This window comes from Arenibacter troitsensis, from assembly GCF_900177645.1.
GTDB classification, from domain to species: Bacteria; Bacteroidota; Bacteroidia; order Flavobacteriales; family Flavobacteriaceae; genus Arenibacter; species Arenibacter troitsensis.
This window is the reverse complement of sequence record NZ_FXAO01000004.1, coordinates 81,802-95,795: the sequence shown is the minus strand read 5'-3', so window position 1 is coordinate 95,795 and position 13,994 is coordinate 81,802. Positions and strand designations below refer to the sequence as shown.

The 13,994-nt window shown below is 39.8% G+C and carries 11 protein-coding genes; 9 read left to right on the top strand and 2 right to left on the bottom strand.

Annotated features, from left to right (window positions below; translation table 11 throughout):
• The first annotated feature begins 84 nt into the window (after window positions 1-84).
• The 7 genes from B9Y87_RS10015 to B9Y87_RS09985 all read left to right on the top strand — a co-directional run bounded on the left by B9Y87_RS10015 (window position 85) and on the right by B9Y87_RS09985 (window position 7,816).
• Window positions 85-813 (top strand): type III pantothenate kinase, encoded by a 729-nt coding sequence (locus tag B9Y87_RS10015; RefSeq protein WP_085498671.1) that lies wholly within the window; start codon window positions 85-87, stop codon window positions 811-813.
• Window positions 814-2,085 carry a BamG family beta-barrel-assembly machinery protein gene (locus B9Y87_RS10010; protein WP_085498669.1) on the top strand — a complete coding sequence of 424 codons (1,272 nt, stop codon included), beginning with the start codon at window positions 814-816 and terminating at the stop codon, window positions 2,083-2,085.
• A gap of 37 nt (window positions 2,086-2,122) precedes the next feature.
• Window positions 2,123-3,493 carry a tetratricopeptide repeat protein gene (locus B9Y87_RS10005; protein ID WP_085498667.1) on the top strand — a complete coding sequence of 457 codons (1,371 nt, stop codon included), beginning with the start codon at window positions 2,123-2,125 and terminating at the stop codon, window positions 3,491-3,493.
• A gap of 1 nt (window position 3,494) precedes the next feature.
• The gene (lptC, locus tag B9Y87_RS10000) at window positions 3,495-4,103 is read left to right on the top strand and encodes an LPS export ABC transporter periplasmic protein LptC (RefSeq protein ID WP_085498664.1); all 609 of its coding nucleotides are present in this window, start codon (window positions 3,495-3,497) and stop codon (window positions 4,101-4,103) included.
• Complete coding sequence (locus B9Y87_RS09995) at window positions 4,096-4,299, top strand: hypothetical protein (RefSeq protein WP_085498662.1); 204 nt, start codon at window positions 4,096-4,098, stop codon at window positions 4,297-4,299. Before lptC ends, B9Y87_RS09995 begins: the two co-directional genes overlap by 8 nt.
• On the top strand, window positions 4,299-5,594 hold the full coding sequence (locus B9Y87_RS09990) for a hemolysin family protein (RefSeq protein WP_085498659.1): 1,296 nt from the start codon (window positions 4,299-4,301) through the stop codon (window positions 5,592-5,594). The genes B9Y87_RS09995 and B9Y87_RS09990 overlap by 1 nt, the downstream gene beginning before the upstream one ends.
• A gap of 104 nt (window positions 5,595-5,698) precedes the next feature.
• Window positions 5,699-7,816 carry a peptidylprolyl isomerase gene (locus B9Y87_RS09985; RefSeq protein WP_085498656.1) on the top strand — a complete coding sequence of 706 codons (2,118 nt, stop codon included), beginning with the start codon at window positions 5,699-5,701 and terminating at the stop codon, window positions 7,814-7,816.
• A 101-nt stretch (window positions 7,817-7,917) separates the two neighbouring features.
• On the opposite strand, the gene B9Y87_RS09980 is transcribed toward B9Y87_RS09985, so the two are convergent.
• Together B9Y87_RS09980 and B9Y87_RS09975 are read right to left on the bottom strand one after the other, a co-directional pair.
• A complete protein-coding gene (locus B9Y87_RS09980) occupies window positions 7,918-8,841 on the bottom strand; it encodes a GYDIA family GHMP kinase (protein WP_085498654.1) in 924 nt (307 codons plus the stop codon).
• Window positions 8,838-10,160 (bottom strand): hydroxymethylglutaryl-CoA reductase, degradative, encoded by a 1,323-nt coding sequence (locus B9Y87_RS09975; RefSeq protein ID WP_085498651.1) that lies wholly within the window; start codon window positions 10,158-10,160, stop codon window positions 8,838-8,840. The genes B9Y87_RS09980 and B9Y87_RS09975 overlap by 4 nt, the downstream gene beginning before the upstream one ends.
• 221 nt (window positions 10,161-10,381) lie before the next feature.
• Between B9Y87_RS09975 and B9Y87_RS09970 the strand changes: the two genes are divergently transcribed.
• Entirely contained in the window at window positions 10,382-12,547 is a 2,166-nt protein-coding gene (locus B9Y87_RS09970) for a S9 family peptidase (RefSeq protein WP_085498649.1), read from the top strand.
• A gap of 16 nt (window positions 12,548-12,563) precedes the next feature.
• Window positions 12,564-13,922, top strand: coding sequence for a peptide MFS transporter (locus tag B9Y87_RS09965; protein ID WP_085498647.1), 1,359 nt, complete (start codon window positions 12,564-12,566; stop codon window positions 13,920-13,922).
• Window positions 13,923-13,994: the final 72 nt, after the last annotated feature.

Below are 13,994 nucleotides of genomic sequence, written 5' to 3'. Positions count from 1 at the left end.
GCAAATATAAATTCAAATTTAGGATATACAAACAAAAATGAAGAAAAAGGTTTTTGTTTTTTTAAGTTTTTTGATCTTTACAGTATGAATTTGATCGTAGATGTGGGTAATACCCTAATAAAAATGGCGGTTTTCGATAATGGTAAAATTATTTCCTATCGGAAAATTCCCAATGCAGAATTTTCAAAAAGTGTAAAATCTATTTTTTCCGAATACTTTCTTATTCAAAATGCCATTGTTTCCAATGTAGGAGGGATTGGCCATGAGGAAATAGCCATGTTGTGTGTCTTCTGTAAGGTTCATGTCCTGAGCCACACCTCCAAAACCCCATTCAAGAATTCCTATGCCACCCCCCAAACCTTGGGTGTGGATAGAATTGCCCTGGCAACTGCGGCCTTTTATCATAACCCAAAAGGAAATACCTTGGTCATAGATGCGGGAACCTGTGTAACCTACGATGCCATTAACGACTATGGGGAATATTTGGGAGGGGCCATTTCACCGGGTATAGGTATGCGGTACAAAGCTATGCACGAACATACATCCAAGCTGCCGCTATTGAAAAAAAAGGGCATAATGGACTTTATTGGAAACACTACCGAAACGAGCATGCATAGTGGTGTTATCAACGGTATTTGCAATGAAATTGACGGCACTATTGAGCAATATAGAAGTAGATTTGTCGATTTAACAGTTATTTTAACAGGAGGTGATGCTCAATTTTTGTCAAAACGATTAAAAAATACCATATTTGCGCATTCTAAATTTCTCCTGTTGGGGTTATACCATTTGTTAGAATACAACAAGCGCTAGATGATCAAAAATTTTATTATTGCAATTTTATGCGTAACTTCGGTAAGCATATATGCTCAGAATAGTACAGCTTCCCCTTATTCTTATTTTGGTGTTGGGGATTTAAAGGCTACCGGCACCGTGGAGAATCAAATGATGGGTGGGTTGAGTGTATATACGGATAGTATACACATCAACCTTAATAACCCCGCGGCTTACAGTAAATTAGGGTTAACGACCTATACAGCGGGACTATCGCGTACGGAGTACCGCTTTGTAACCAACGATTCCAAGGAAAATACCTCCATTTCAAATTTGGACTACTTGTCTTTAGGTTTTAATTTGGGCAAAGGTTTTGGTCTTGGTTTTGGTCTTATGCCATATTCCTCCGTTGGGTACAATTTTCTATCCGAAAGAACAACCGATCAAGGACTGATAACCGAATCCTTTAGTGGAGAAGGAGGGTTGAACAGGGTTTATATCTCTTTGGGCTATGAGCTTGTTAAAAACTTAAGTTTAGGGGTTACCGGTAACTTTAATTTCGGGAACCAGAATACAAATACTTACCAGACTATTGAAGACGTGCAGTTTGGTTCTTTTAATAAGATGGAATCTAGAATTAAGGGCTTCGATTTTAATTTTGGAGCCAGTTTTACACCAGCCATTACCGACAAACATACTCTTTTTACCAGCATTGTTGTAAATACCCAGGCCAATCTGGTCTCTGAAAATACCAGGACCATTGGATCTTTTTCCACCGTTAGTGGTAGGGATATTGAAGTAACGGAAGTGGATTTGGAAGCACAGGGATTGGCGCGTACAGGGGTGCAGATTCCTACGACCGCTACATTGGGAGTGGGTTATGGTCAAGATAAAAAGTGGTTTTTAGGGGCGGAGTACAGTTTTCAGGAGTTAAGCACTTACGAGAACGAGCTTTCGCCCGCTAGTAATTTGGAGTATCAAAATGCGCAAACCTACAGGCTTGGAGGATATTATATCCCTGATTATACCTCTTTTACCAGTTATTTAAAAAGGGTTACTTACAGGGCAGGGGTAAAGGCCTCCAAATCGGGAATTGTGGTAGATAATAAGGAGATTAATGATTTTGGCATAACTTTTGGAATAGGTTTACCACTGAGCAGTATGAGTCGCAGTCTTTCAAATATTAACCTCGGCTTTGAGCTTGGAAAAAGAGGAACCAAATATGGGGATTTAGTAGAGGAAAGTTATTTCAAAGTTAATGTGGGCCTATCTTTAAACGATAAATGGTTCATACCGAGAAAAATTAATTAAAAATTATTACTTTAACCACCTTAAAATAAACAGACAGATGAAAAAGAAACTCTACATCACAGCGATAGCCGCCATGGGATTTGTGGGTTTAGGGCATTCCCAAGCTCAAAACCCGGAGTGTATGACCAATCTTTCCATTTACACAGAGCATGTGAAAGTTAAGAATTATGAGGCTGCTTATACGCCATGGAAAATGGTATATGAAAATTGTCCTACCTTAAATTGGGCCAATATATTATATGGTGAGCGGATTCTAAAGGATAGGCTTGAGAAAGCTACCGGGGCAGATAAAACGGCCAATATTAATGCCTTAATGGAGCTTTATGATAATAGGATGAAATACTTTCCTGCAAAGACAGATGTTGCGGAGACCATCATAGATAAGGTATTGTTGAAATATGATGAGAAAATGATTACCGATGAGGAAATCTACTCTCAATTAGACAAGGCTTTTACAGAGGATAGGGCTAATTTTAAAAATCCTAAGGCCTTGTATTTATATTTCTCCAGCTTGGTAGATTTAAACAGTGCTGGTAAAAAGGATTTGGAGGAAGTATTTGAGAAATACGACAACATCACGGAAAAAATAGATGAGGAAAATGATAAGCTTACAGAGGTTATCACTAAACTTCTTCCCAAGGAAGATGCAGGAACTTTGACTTCAAAAGAGAAAAAACAATTAAGTTCTTACAATAGTTATTCTGAAAGCTATGGTAAGATAGCAGAAAGTATAGATACCAAATTAGGTGCTTTGGCTAACTGTGAAAACTTAATTCCTTTATATGAAAAGAATTTTGAGTCCAAAAAAAGTGATATAACTTGGATCAAGAGAGCGGTAGGTAGAATGTATAGTAAGGAGTGTACTGAAGATCCAATGTTCAAAAAATTATTTGAGGTGCAATTGGCCTTGGAACCTTCTGCAAGTGCCTACATGTATGGTGGTGCCCTTAAAAATAACGCTGGAGATACCAGTGGTGCCATAGCGGATTTCAACAAGGCTTTGGAGTTGGAGACCGATTCAAAGAAAAAATCCAATATCGCTTATAAAATAGCCACAAGCTACAGAAGAGGTAGTAAGTCTACGGCAAGGAGTTATGCGCAAAAGGCTATCGATGCCAACCCATCCAATGGTAAGGCCTACTTGTTGATTGCCAGTTTGTATGCGGGTAGTGCCAATGAATGTGGTAGTACTCCTTTCGAGAAAAGGGCTATCTATTGGAAAGCCGCTGATTTGGCCCGTCAGGCCGGTCGTGTGGATCCGGCTTTAAGTGGTAGGGCAGGTCAGGCAGCCGCTAGTTACTCGGCAAAGGCTCCGTCCAAAACAGATATATTCAATTCCGGTATGGCCGGTAAAACCGTAAGTTTCTCTTGTTGGGTAGGTGGTAGTGTAAAAGTGCCCAACCTATAAGATGAAAAAAAAAGGTTCATATAATTTTAGGAGCATTGCCATAGTTTTTTCTATGGCAATGCTTTTTTATTCCTGTGCGGATAATTATAAGAGGGTTGGTGACGAGGCTATTAAAAAAATATTCCCAAGTGCCGTTGCGGAGGATTTCACTTTAACGTATACAGAGACCGATGAACTTGAAAAAAATGAGGGAGTGGTTACTGCGCATGTAGTTGCTGTGTTGAGCAGTCCTATCAGCAACGATTTCGACAACATTGTTTTTCCTTACAGGACTTTTCCGGATGGACTCAAATTGGAGTTTTTTGATGAAAAAGGAGAAAAAAGCACGGTTACCGCAGATTATGGAATTATGTATTCCAGTACTAATTTAATAGATTTGCAGGGTAATGTGGTTATCCAATCCAGTGATGGTAAAAAGTTGGAGGCACCACAATTATATTGGGATAGGACCAATGATTGGATTTTTACCCAAGAGAAATTTAAATATACCAATCCGGAGGAAGGAACCATTATGGATGGTGAGGGAATGGACTTTAATAGGGATTTTAGCTTTTTTAACGCCAATAGGACCTACGGTTATATGAGTATTAAAGAAAAGAAGAATGATTAAGATATTAAGATATACGGAATACCTTTATTTGGCCGTGGCCGTAGTGTCCGTTTTTGAGATTTACGAACAGTGGAACATAGATAGGCAAAGGGCCTATTTGTTTGTTTTCTTTGCAATTGTTTCCATTGGGATGTTCATTTTTAAAAAAACCTATAGGAAAAGGTTCGAAGAGCGTCAAAAAAACAATAAGCAATAATCTTGGAGGCATCTATTGTCATTATCATTGTAATTTCATTGCTGTTTTCGGCTTTTTTCTCAGGGATGGAAATAGCCTTTATTTCTGCGAATAAAATTCATATAGAAATTGAAAAAAAGCAGGATGGGTTTTTGCCAAAAGTGCTGACCCGCCTTACCAAAAAACCTTCCAAATTTATTGCCACCATGCTTATTGGCAATAATATTGCCTTGGTGGTGTACGGACTTTTTATGGGAGACCTGCTGATGGGCCTGTTTGCCGGAATCGACGCGGCCCCAGGAAGCTTGTTAAGTTTAATGCTTACCGATTTCAGCTTGGTTACCCAAACGGTCATATCTACCTTGATTATTTTATTGACAGCGGAATTTTTGCCCAAGGTGTTATTTCAGATATACAGCAACACTATGCTGAGGTTATTGGCCATACCGGCCTATGTTTTCTACGTCTTGTTTTCTGTAATATCTGATTTCGTTATTTGGATTTCAGATATAATTTTAAAGGCACTTTTTAAGACTGATGGGGATGAGGTGCAATTGGCCTTTAGCAAGATTGAATTAGGGGACTATATCACCGAACAAATGGAGGCTGTGGAAAAGGAGGATGAGGTAGATTCGGAAATACAAATTTTTCAAAATGCCCTGGAGTTCTCAGGGGTCAAGGCCAGGGAGGTAATGGTACCCAGAACGGAAATTGCAGCGGTGGAACTTCATGAGACGCCTAAAAATTTGGCAAAGCTTTTTACCGAAACGGGTTATTCCAAAATATTGGTATTCAAGGATACCATAGACAACATTATTGGTTATGTACATTCCTATGAGCTTTTTAAGAAACCCAAAACCATAAAGAGTATCCTACTGCCCGTAGAGTTTGTTCCAGAAACAATGCTTATCAATGATATTCTTAATATTCTGACCAAAAAAAGAAAGAGTATCGCTGTTGTTCTGGATGAGTATGGTGGTACATCGGGGGTAATGACGGTGGAGGATATTGTGGAGGTGCTTTTTGGGGATATAGAGGATGAACATGATACTACCGACTTGTATGAGGAGCAGATAAATCAAAATTCCTTTAAGTTTTCCGGGAGGCTGGAAGTGGATTATATTAATGAGCAATATAAATTGGAGCTTCCGGAAAGTGATGAGTACGAAACATTGGGCGGTTTAATCATTAATGAAACCGGAGAGATTCCAGAAAAGGATTCCGAAATCAAGATCGGTAATTTCCTGTTTGTGGTGTTGGAAGTTTCAAGTAATAAAATAGATATGGTGTCCTTGGTAGTGCTTGACGATGTGTAGGCATTTGAGGGATTTTTTGATTTTTTTTTAGTTTTTATTATTTCAAAAGAAAGTAGTAATTTCGCCTCCCGATAGTAACGGGATAAATTTAAACAGTTTACATAATGGCAATTTTAGAGAATATAAGGAAACGAACTACCGTGTTAATTTTAATCATTGGTTTGGCTTTGTTCGCATTCGTAATTTCAGGAGTGTTCAGCAGCAATGATTTGGGTGGTGGAAAGGTTGGTTCTTCCGTAGCAGAGATTAATGGGGATGAAATTTCCATAGATCAATTTAGAAGGGATGTGGAGGCGTATTCTAGAATGGCCGGTCCTACTGCTTCTTCCATGCAATTGGTGAATCAGGTGTGGGATAGGCAGGTTAGGAATACCATACTTGCCCAGCAATTTGAGGAGTTGGGTATTAACATAGAGCAGGATCAGATAATAAACTACATCAAAACTATTCCTTCCTATGTTCAAAATCCTGAATTTCACAATGCCAGCGGAGTGTTTGATGAAAATAAATTTAGGGAGGCCGTAGCAGATTGGAAAGCAAACAATCCAAATCGTTACGCTTTGTGGTTACAGGATGAACAGGCCATTATTCAGAATGCCAAAGAGCAGACTTATTTTAACCTTATAAAGGCTGGTGTTGGTTCAACCCTTAAAGAAGGGGAATTGGATTATAAGTTGGCCAATGATAAAGTGGATATAAAGTATGTGCGCGTGCCTTATACCTCTATTCCGGATTCGTCCATAGCGGTTACCAAGAAAGAGATCGAGGCTTATATCAACGAGCACAAGAAAGATTATAAACAAGATAGGTCCAGGGATTTGGAGTTTGTGTATTTCGAGGAAAAGGCTTCTTTGGAAGATGAGAATGCCGTAAAGGAAGAAATAACCAAACTATTGGAAGATCGCGTTGAGTACAATGCTCAAAAGGACGCAAACGATACCATAAAAGGTTTTAGGGAAACTGCAGATATGATTGCCTTTTTGGATAGAAATTCAGATATAAAATACGATACTATTTATAAGGCAAAGAAAGATTTGCCCGCTAAATTTGCAGATACGCTTATGTCTTTGGAAAAAGGGGATATGTTCGGTATTTATCGGGACGGGGATTTCTTTAAGGTATCCAAAATGATGGATAGAAAGACTAACGGTACCGTAAAATCGAGTCACATCCTAATTTCTTATGAAGGGGCTCAACGTGCCAATCCAGAGGTTACCCGTACCAAAGAGGAGGCTGAGAAAAAAGCTAAGGAACTCTATAAGGAAGTTAAAGATAAATCTGCCGTTTTCACAGAATTGGCCAGGGATAATTCGGACGGATCTTCTGCGCCTCAAGGTGGGGATATAGGTTACTTTCAAAAGGGCCAATTGACTAAGGAATATGACAATTTTATTTTTAATAATTCAGTTGGCGCGATTGAATTGGTAGAAACCAATTTTGGCTTCCATATCATTAGGATCGACGACAAACAGGATATTGTTAGAATAGCCACTTTGGCAAGGGAAATTGAACCCTCCGAAGAAACTATCAATACTTTGTTCACCGAGGCAACCAAATTTGAAATGGAAACTAGCTCGGATAAGGATTTTGCGGTGGCTGCCAAAGAAAGTAACTTCGTGGTTAGGCCGGTAAACAAGATTAAGGAAATGGATGAAAATTTGCCAGGACTTTCGGCCCAACGTGCCATAGTACAATGGGCTTTTAACGAAGATACCAAACTGGGTGAGGTTAAAAGGTTCAATATAAACAATGGATATGCCGTTGTGAGATTGACTGCAAAGTATGCCGAAGGCCTTATGAGCGTAGAGGACGCATCAGCTTTGGTACTTCCAAAATTGAGAAAGGAAAAAAAGGCGGCACAAATCATAGAAGCCAATAAAGGAAAGACAATGGAAAGTTTCGCCAAGGATAATAATGTTATTGCTTCTACGGCTTCTGCTTTGACCATGAAATCCCCAATTATTCCAGGTGCGGGATCAGAGGCTTTTGTGGTAGGAACTGCCTTTGCCATGGATCAAGGGGCTACCTCTGGTTTAATTAAGGGGGATAGTGGTGTATATATGCTAACGGTCACTAAAAAGGAAGAAGCTGCCAAATTGGATAACTACAGTACCTATGCCAATAATTTACAGGCCAGTGCTGCCGGTAGAGTAAACTTCGCGGTTTACAATGCACTAAAGGAAGCTTCTACTCTAGAGGACAAAAGAGCAACGTTTTACTAATAGAACCTAAGTTCTGAGTTCTGCATAAACAATAAAGCCTCCCATTTGGGAGGCTTTATTGTTTGTGGTCTTTTGGATGCTTTCGAATGAAATCAATCAAATTATTTTGCCATTTTTGAATAGGGAATAACAGTGGCAAACCCCTTTTCCCTAAAGTAATCTGGAGTGGTTTTGTTACCGGTGGCCAATATAAAATCTCCTCCCCAGGCCCCTAAACTTTTAACGGTCCCCTTGAAATCCGGGAATAACCGTTCTTTAACTGTTGGGATTCCTAGGATCTCGCTTAGAATTAATTCATGTTTCTTAATGAGCTTTTCAAATTGGGACAGCCGGGAACAGGTCAATATACGTTCGGTGATACTGTTAATCTGGGATATGGCGGAAAAGGTGTTGAATTCTGTTTTGCGATATTGGGCAATGCCTTCCCTACTGTTCTGTTTTTGATTTAGATATACAAAGTACAGGTTGTTTTTAAATGTGGGGTGGAAGGATGCCGGTTGTACAATTGGCCTGTTGTTCTTCAATTGGTAGGTAATTGGGGAATTGTTTTGTGCACAGGCAATATCGTACCCACTGCCCGAGAAGGCATTCCATAGTAGTGCATAGGCATCTATATGGGCCCATTGGGCAATGTTGTTGATCAAAGTAGAGGAAGATCCCAAACCCCATTCCCTCGGAAAATTCAATGCCGTGGTAATTTCGTAGCCTTGGGAGGTGCTTAAAAAGCTAGGGTTCAAATTTCGTGCTTCCAAAAGAATTTTCCGGAGGGTGTCCGAAACAACCAATGCTTCCTCGGAAACCTGGTTATTGGAAACTGGGCTAAATCCCTGCAATTCATAAACACATTCAAACCAGGGCTTTCCTTTTTCATCCAAACTTTTCCAAGTCAGCAGCCCGCCCTGATTCTCTTTAACGGATAATGATTGGCCGTATAGGGTGGGCATTGCTAAGCTTTGGGCGCCATCCAAAACCAGATATTCCCCGGTAATCAATAGTTTTCCGTTACTGTAATATTGTTTTGTCATTTTTTATTTCTCAATTCTTCAAAGGCTACCACTACTGCACTATGGGAGGCTGTATGCTTTTTGAAATATTCTATCAAGCTTAATTTTTCTTCTTCTGTAGCGCCCAACTGGTTCAATATATTTAATAAATGCATTTTCATATGTCCTTGTTGGATCCCCGTGGTTACCAAAGATCGCACGGCACCAAAGTTTTGGGCCAGTCCGGCTACGGCCACAATTTGCATTAGTTCTTTTGCGGTAGGATTCTGTAATATTTCCAGGGCAAGTTTTACCAGCGGATGTAAGGTGGTAAGACCGCCCACCGTTCCAAGGGCCAGGGGAATTTCTATCCAGAATTTAAAGGTGTCGTTTTCTATACTGGCGTGTGTAAGGCTGGTGTAGCGTCCATCTTTTGAGGCGTAGGCATGTGCTCCAGCTTCTATAGCCCTAAAATCGTTTCCTGTGGCCAAAACTACGGCATCAATGCCGTTCATGATTCCCTTGTTATGGGTAACCGCCCTGTAGGGTTCCACTTTTGCAATATTAACGGCACGGACCATTTTTCTGGCAAAATCCTCGGCCGTAATTCCGTGGTGGGCCTTTAAATCGGAAACAGGACAACTAACCTCTGCCTTTACCACACAGTTGGGAATGTAATTGGAAAGAATACTCATGACTATCTCAAGGTCCTTTTCCTTATCCGTAAATGGGGCATATAGTTGGGCTTCTTCCTTTAGACATTGGGCAAACCCTTCCAAACAGGAATTTATGAAATTGGCGCCCATGGCATCCAAGGTTTCAAAAGTGCAATGCAATTGGAAATAGTCATCCAAATCCGAAGATTTATCCCTTAATTCAATATGCTTGATACCACCACCACGTTTTTCCATGTTTTTTACAATGGCGGCAACACTTTGGATCAACTTTGGTTTTAAAAGCTTAAAAAATGTGGTTAGTTTTTCTACGTCCCCGTGGAACATAAAATGTACCTGACCTACTTTTTCCGTTCCCACAACGGTAGTCTTAAAACCACCACGGGTCTGCCAAAATTTTGCCGCTTTACTGGCAGCTGCAACCACAGAACTTTCTTCAATGGCCATTGGAATGGCGTAAAGCTTGTTGTTTATGAGAAAATTGGGGGCGATTCCGAGGGGTAAATAAAAGTTGGTGATGGTGTTTTCGATGAATTCATCATGCAAATTCTGCAATTTTTCATCATCGTTCCAATACTGTTTTAAAACGGCAACGGTTTCTTTGGGATATTGGGTATAATGTTGGGCGATATAGTTAATTTTGTCCTCCTTGGACAGTTTGGAGAATCCTTCTATGGGTGTGGTCATTAGGCTTACGATTTCTTTGTGTAAAGATAGTAATATGGTGCCAATCCGCCATACATCTTAAAATGGGTTTAAAAAGGTTAAAAAATGTTATTTTTTTACTGCCAAGTCTTTTTCTTTGTGGATTTTTTAGTAAACTTGGTGATTTGAATTAATTTTTGAAAATACTGAAATTCTTATAGATGTATTTCTGTATAAATTAATCTAATAAACTTTTGATTTTTGTGAAAAAATTCCCCTTGCTATTGCTCATAGTATTTTTTTTATGCCATTTTTCAGTGCTGTTGGCTCAAAATAGGCAGCTCTCCCTGAAAGAAATTTATGATGGTACTTTTAGCGTTAAGGGTTTGGATAAATTGCAGTCCTTGAAAAATGGGAAACAATACACCATTTTAAGTGTGGATAAGTCAACAGCTACCTCGTCTATCCAAAAATATGAATACAAAACACTGAAAAAGCTGGAAACCATAGTTTCTTCTTCAAATTCAATACCTTATTTTACGTCCTATGAGTTTAGTGGCGATGAGTCCAAATTATTGTTGGCCACGGCACTTGAGCCAATTTACAGGCGATCAACTTTGGGTTTTTATTACGTTTACGACCTCAAAACTAAAGAAATCTCTGCTGTATCAAGTTCAAAAATTCAGGAACCTACCTTTTCTCCCGATGGCAGCAAGGTGGCCTATGTAAGGAGCAATAATATTTATGTCTGGGACATAGCCACCAATAATACCAAACAACTTACATTGGATGGAGTGAAAAATAAGATTATCAATGGGGTAACGGATTGGGTTTACGAGGAAGAGTTTGCCTTCGTTAGGGCTTTCGAGTGGAATTCCGATGGTTCCAAATTGGCATTCATAAGATTCGACGAAACCAAAGTCCCGGAATTTTCAATGGAAGTGTACGGTGCCGATCTGTATCAGGCCCAAACGGTGTTCAAGTATCCGAAGGCGGGTGAGAATAATTCAGAGGTCTCCCTGCATATTGTAGACATGGATACTTACCAAATTACTAGGGTGGATTTGGACGATCCATATTATATTCCTAGACTTAAATGGATGAAGGATCCCAATTCTCTAAGTGTTCAGACCTTGAACCGTTACCAGAATAAGCTAAGACTCTATGCGGTTAACGCAAGAAATAATAGCAGTGGTCTGTTATTGGAAGAAACAGATGATGCTTATGTTAGTGTTTCGGACGATCTTACCTTTATGGCCGATGACAGTTTTATATGGACCAGTGAGAAGGATGGGTTTAGGCATATTTATCTATACGATGCCGGGGGGAAATTAATGAATCAGGTTACAAAAGGACCGTGGGAGGTAACCAAATATTATGGTTATGACCAAAATGAAGATTTAATTTATTATCAGTCTACTGAAAATGGATCAATAAACCGTGATGTCTATAGTGTGGGAAGCAATGGGGGGAATAAAAGGCGCCTGACGACCAAAATAGGGCAGAATGCCGCCGATTTTAGCGCCGATTTCACCTATTTCATCAATACCTACTCCAGTGCTACAAATCCCCCGGAATACACCCTTCGAAATTCTTTGAGCGGAAAAAAAGTAAAGGATATTTTATTCAATCATGAGCTATTGTCCAAGTTGCAGCATTATAGGATTAATCCAAAAGAATTTTCTACTATGCCCATCAATGGCAATGAGCTGAATATGTGGATGATAAAGCCTCCAGATTTTGATACAACAAAAAAATATCCTTTGTTGATGACCCAATATAGCGGGCCGGGTTCGCAAAAAGTATCCAATAGCTGGATGGATACCAACGATTACTGGTTTCAGATGTTGGCCAATGAAGGGTATATAGTGGTATGTGTGGATGGAAGGGGTACTGGATACAAAGGATCCAAATTTAAAAAGGTAACCTACAGGGAATTGGGGAAATATGAGGTGGAAGATCAAATAGCCGTAGCCAAGAAGTTAAGTGGATTGGCCTATATAGATGAAACAAGGACCGGAATTTGGGGCTGGAGTTATGGAGGGTTTATGTCTACCAATTGCTTGTTGAAAGGGAACGATACCTTTGAAATGGCTATAGCGGTAGCACCTGTGACCTCCTGGCGTTTTTATGATTCCATATATACCGAGCGTTTTATGCGTACGCCTCAGGAAAACCCGAGTGGTTATGATGAAAACTCCCCGCTTAATTACGCAGAACTTTTAAAGGGAAACTATTTATTGGTTCATGGTTCGGCAGATGACAACGTGCATCTGCAAAATACAATGCGAATGGTAGAAGCATTGATCCGGGCCGATAAGCAATTTGATTGGGCTATTTATCCAGATAAAAATCATAGTATCAATGGTGGGAACACCCGCTTGCACCTGTACACTAAAATGACCAATTTTATAAAAGAAAATCTATAATACGTAAATCATACTTATGCAAACAACTGTAAAACAAGTGCATCGAAAAGAATTGTTCGGCCATCCGGTCGGACTTTACATCCTATTCTTCACTGAGATGTGGGAACGATTTTCCTACTATGGAATGAGGGCCATTTTGGTCCTGTATTTAATTACCGAAACTACCGATAGAAATCCCGGTTTGGGTTGGACCAATATGGAGGCTTTGGCACTTTATGGTTGGTATACTATGTTGGTCTATGTGGCTTCTATACCTGGGGGGATTATAGCGGATAGGATGCTTGGGCAAAAGAAAGCGGTAATTGTAGGCGCGGTGCTTTTGGTCATAGGTCACAGTATATTGGCTATAGAACAGATGTGGGCTTTTTATACTGGACTTGGTTTTATTATCGCCGGAGTGGGCATGTTAAAGCCAAATATTTCCACCATGGTAGGTGGTCTTTATCCAAAAGGAGACATTAGAAGGGATAAGGGCTTTACCATATTTTATATTGGTATAAATATAGGTGCTTTCCTGTCCAGTTTAATTGTAGGTTACGTAGGAGAGGTCTATGGTTGGCATTATGGATTTGGATTGGCCGGTATCTGTATGTTACTGGGCCTTTTACAGTTTGTTCTTGGTCGGAAATATCTGGTAGGAGTGGGCGACTTTCTCGGAAAATCTACAAATGTGGAAGATCAGGAGGCTTTAAAGAGACCTCTTAATAAAATGGAGAAGGACAGAGTAATTGTCTTGATCCTCTCTTTCCTAATGGTAATCGTATTCTTTGGAGCGTTTGAACAGGCCGGAGGTTTAATGAATATTTATGCTTCTGAAAAAACCAATAGAATGTTGATGGGATGGGAGGTGCCCGCTTCTTGGTTCCAATCCCTGAACGCTTTTTTCATTATTGTGCTTGGTGCTGCGGTGGCCAACTTCTGGGCCAATCGTAAATTGAAAGGAAAGGAAGCTTCCTCACTTTTTAAAATGATCGTTGGACTGATCATTATGGGAATTGGATTTTTGTTTATGACTGCGGCAACAGCCCAGTTTGAAAGCTCTGGGTCATCTGCCATGTATTGGTTGGTTTTGGCATATATGTTCCATACAGTGGGCGAGTTGAGCCTGTCTCCGGTTTCTTTATCATTTGTCACTAAATTGGCTCCTGCCAAATATGCTTCCTTAATGATGGGCCTATATTTTGCAACAACAGGTCTTGGAAATAAACTGGCAGGATTACTCGGAGAATCTGCTTCACATCTTGGTGAGTATACGGTATTTACTGGAATAGCTATTTTCTGTATTCTGTTTGGATTGCTTATTAGGCTCTTCCTGAAAAAATTAAAGGTATTGACACATGGTGCCGAAGATAATGAGAAGAGAATTGCACAATAATGGATTAAATCGGCAATTTGTAAATTAGTACTTTGTATTTTTCGATACAGTAGTAAGTTGTTGTAGATTCCA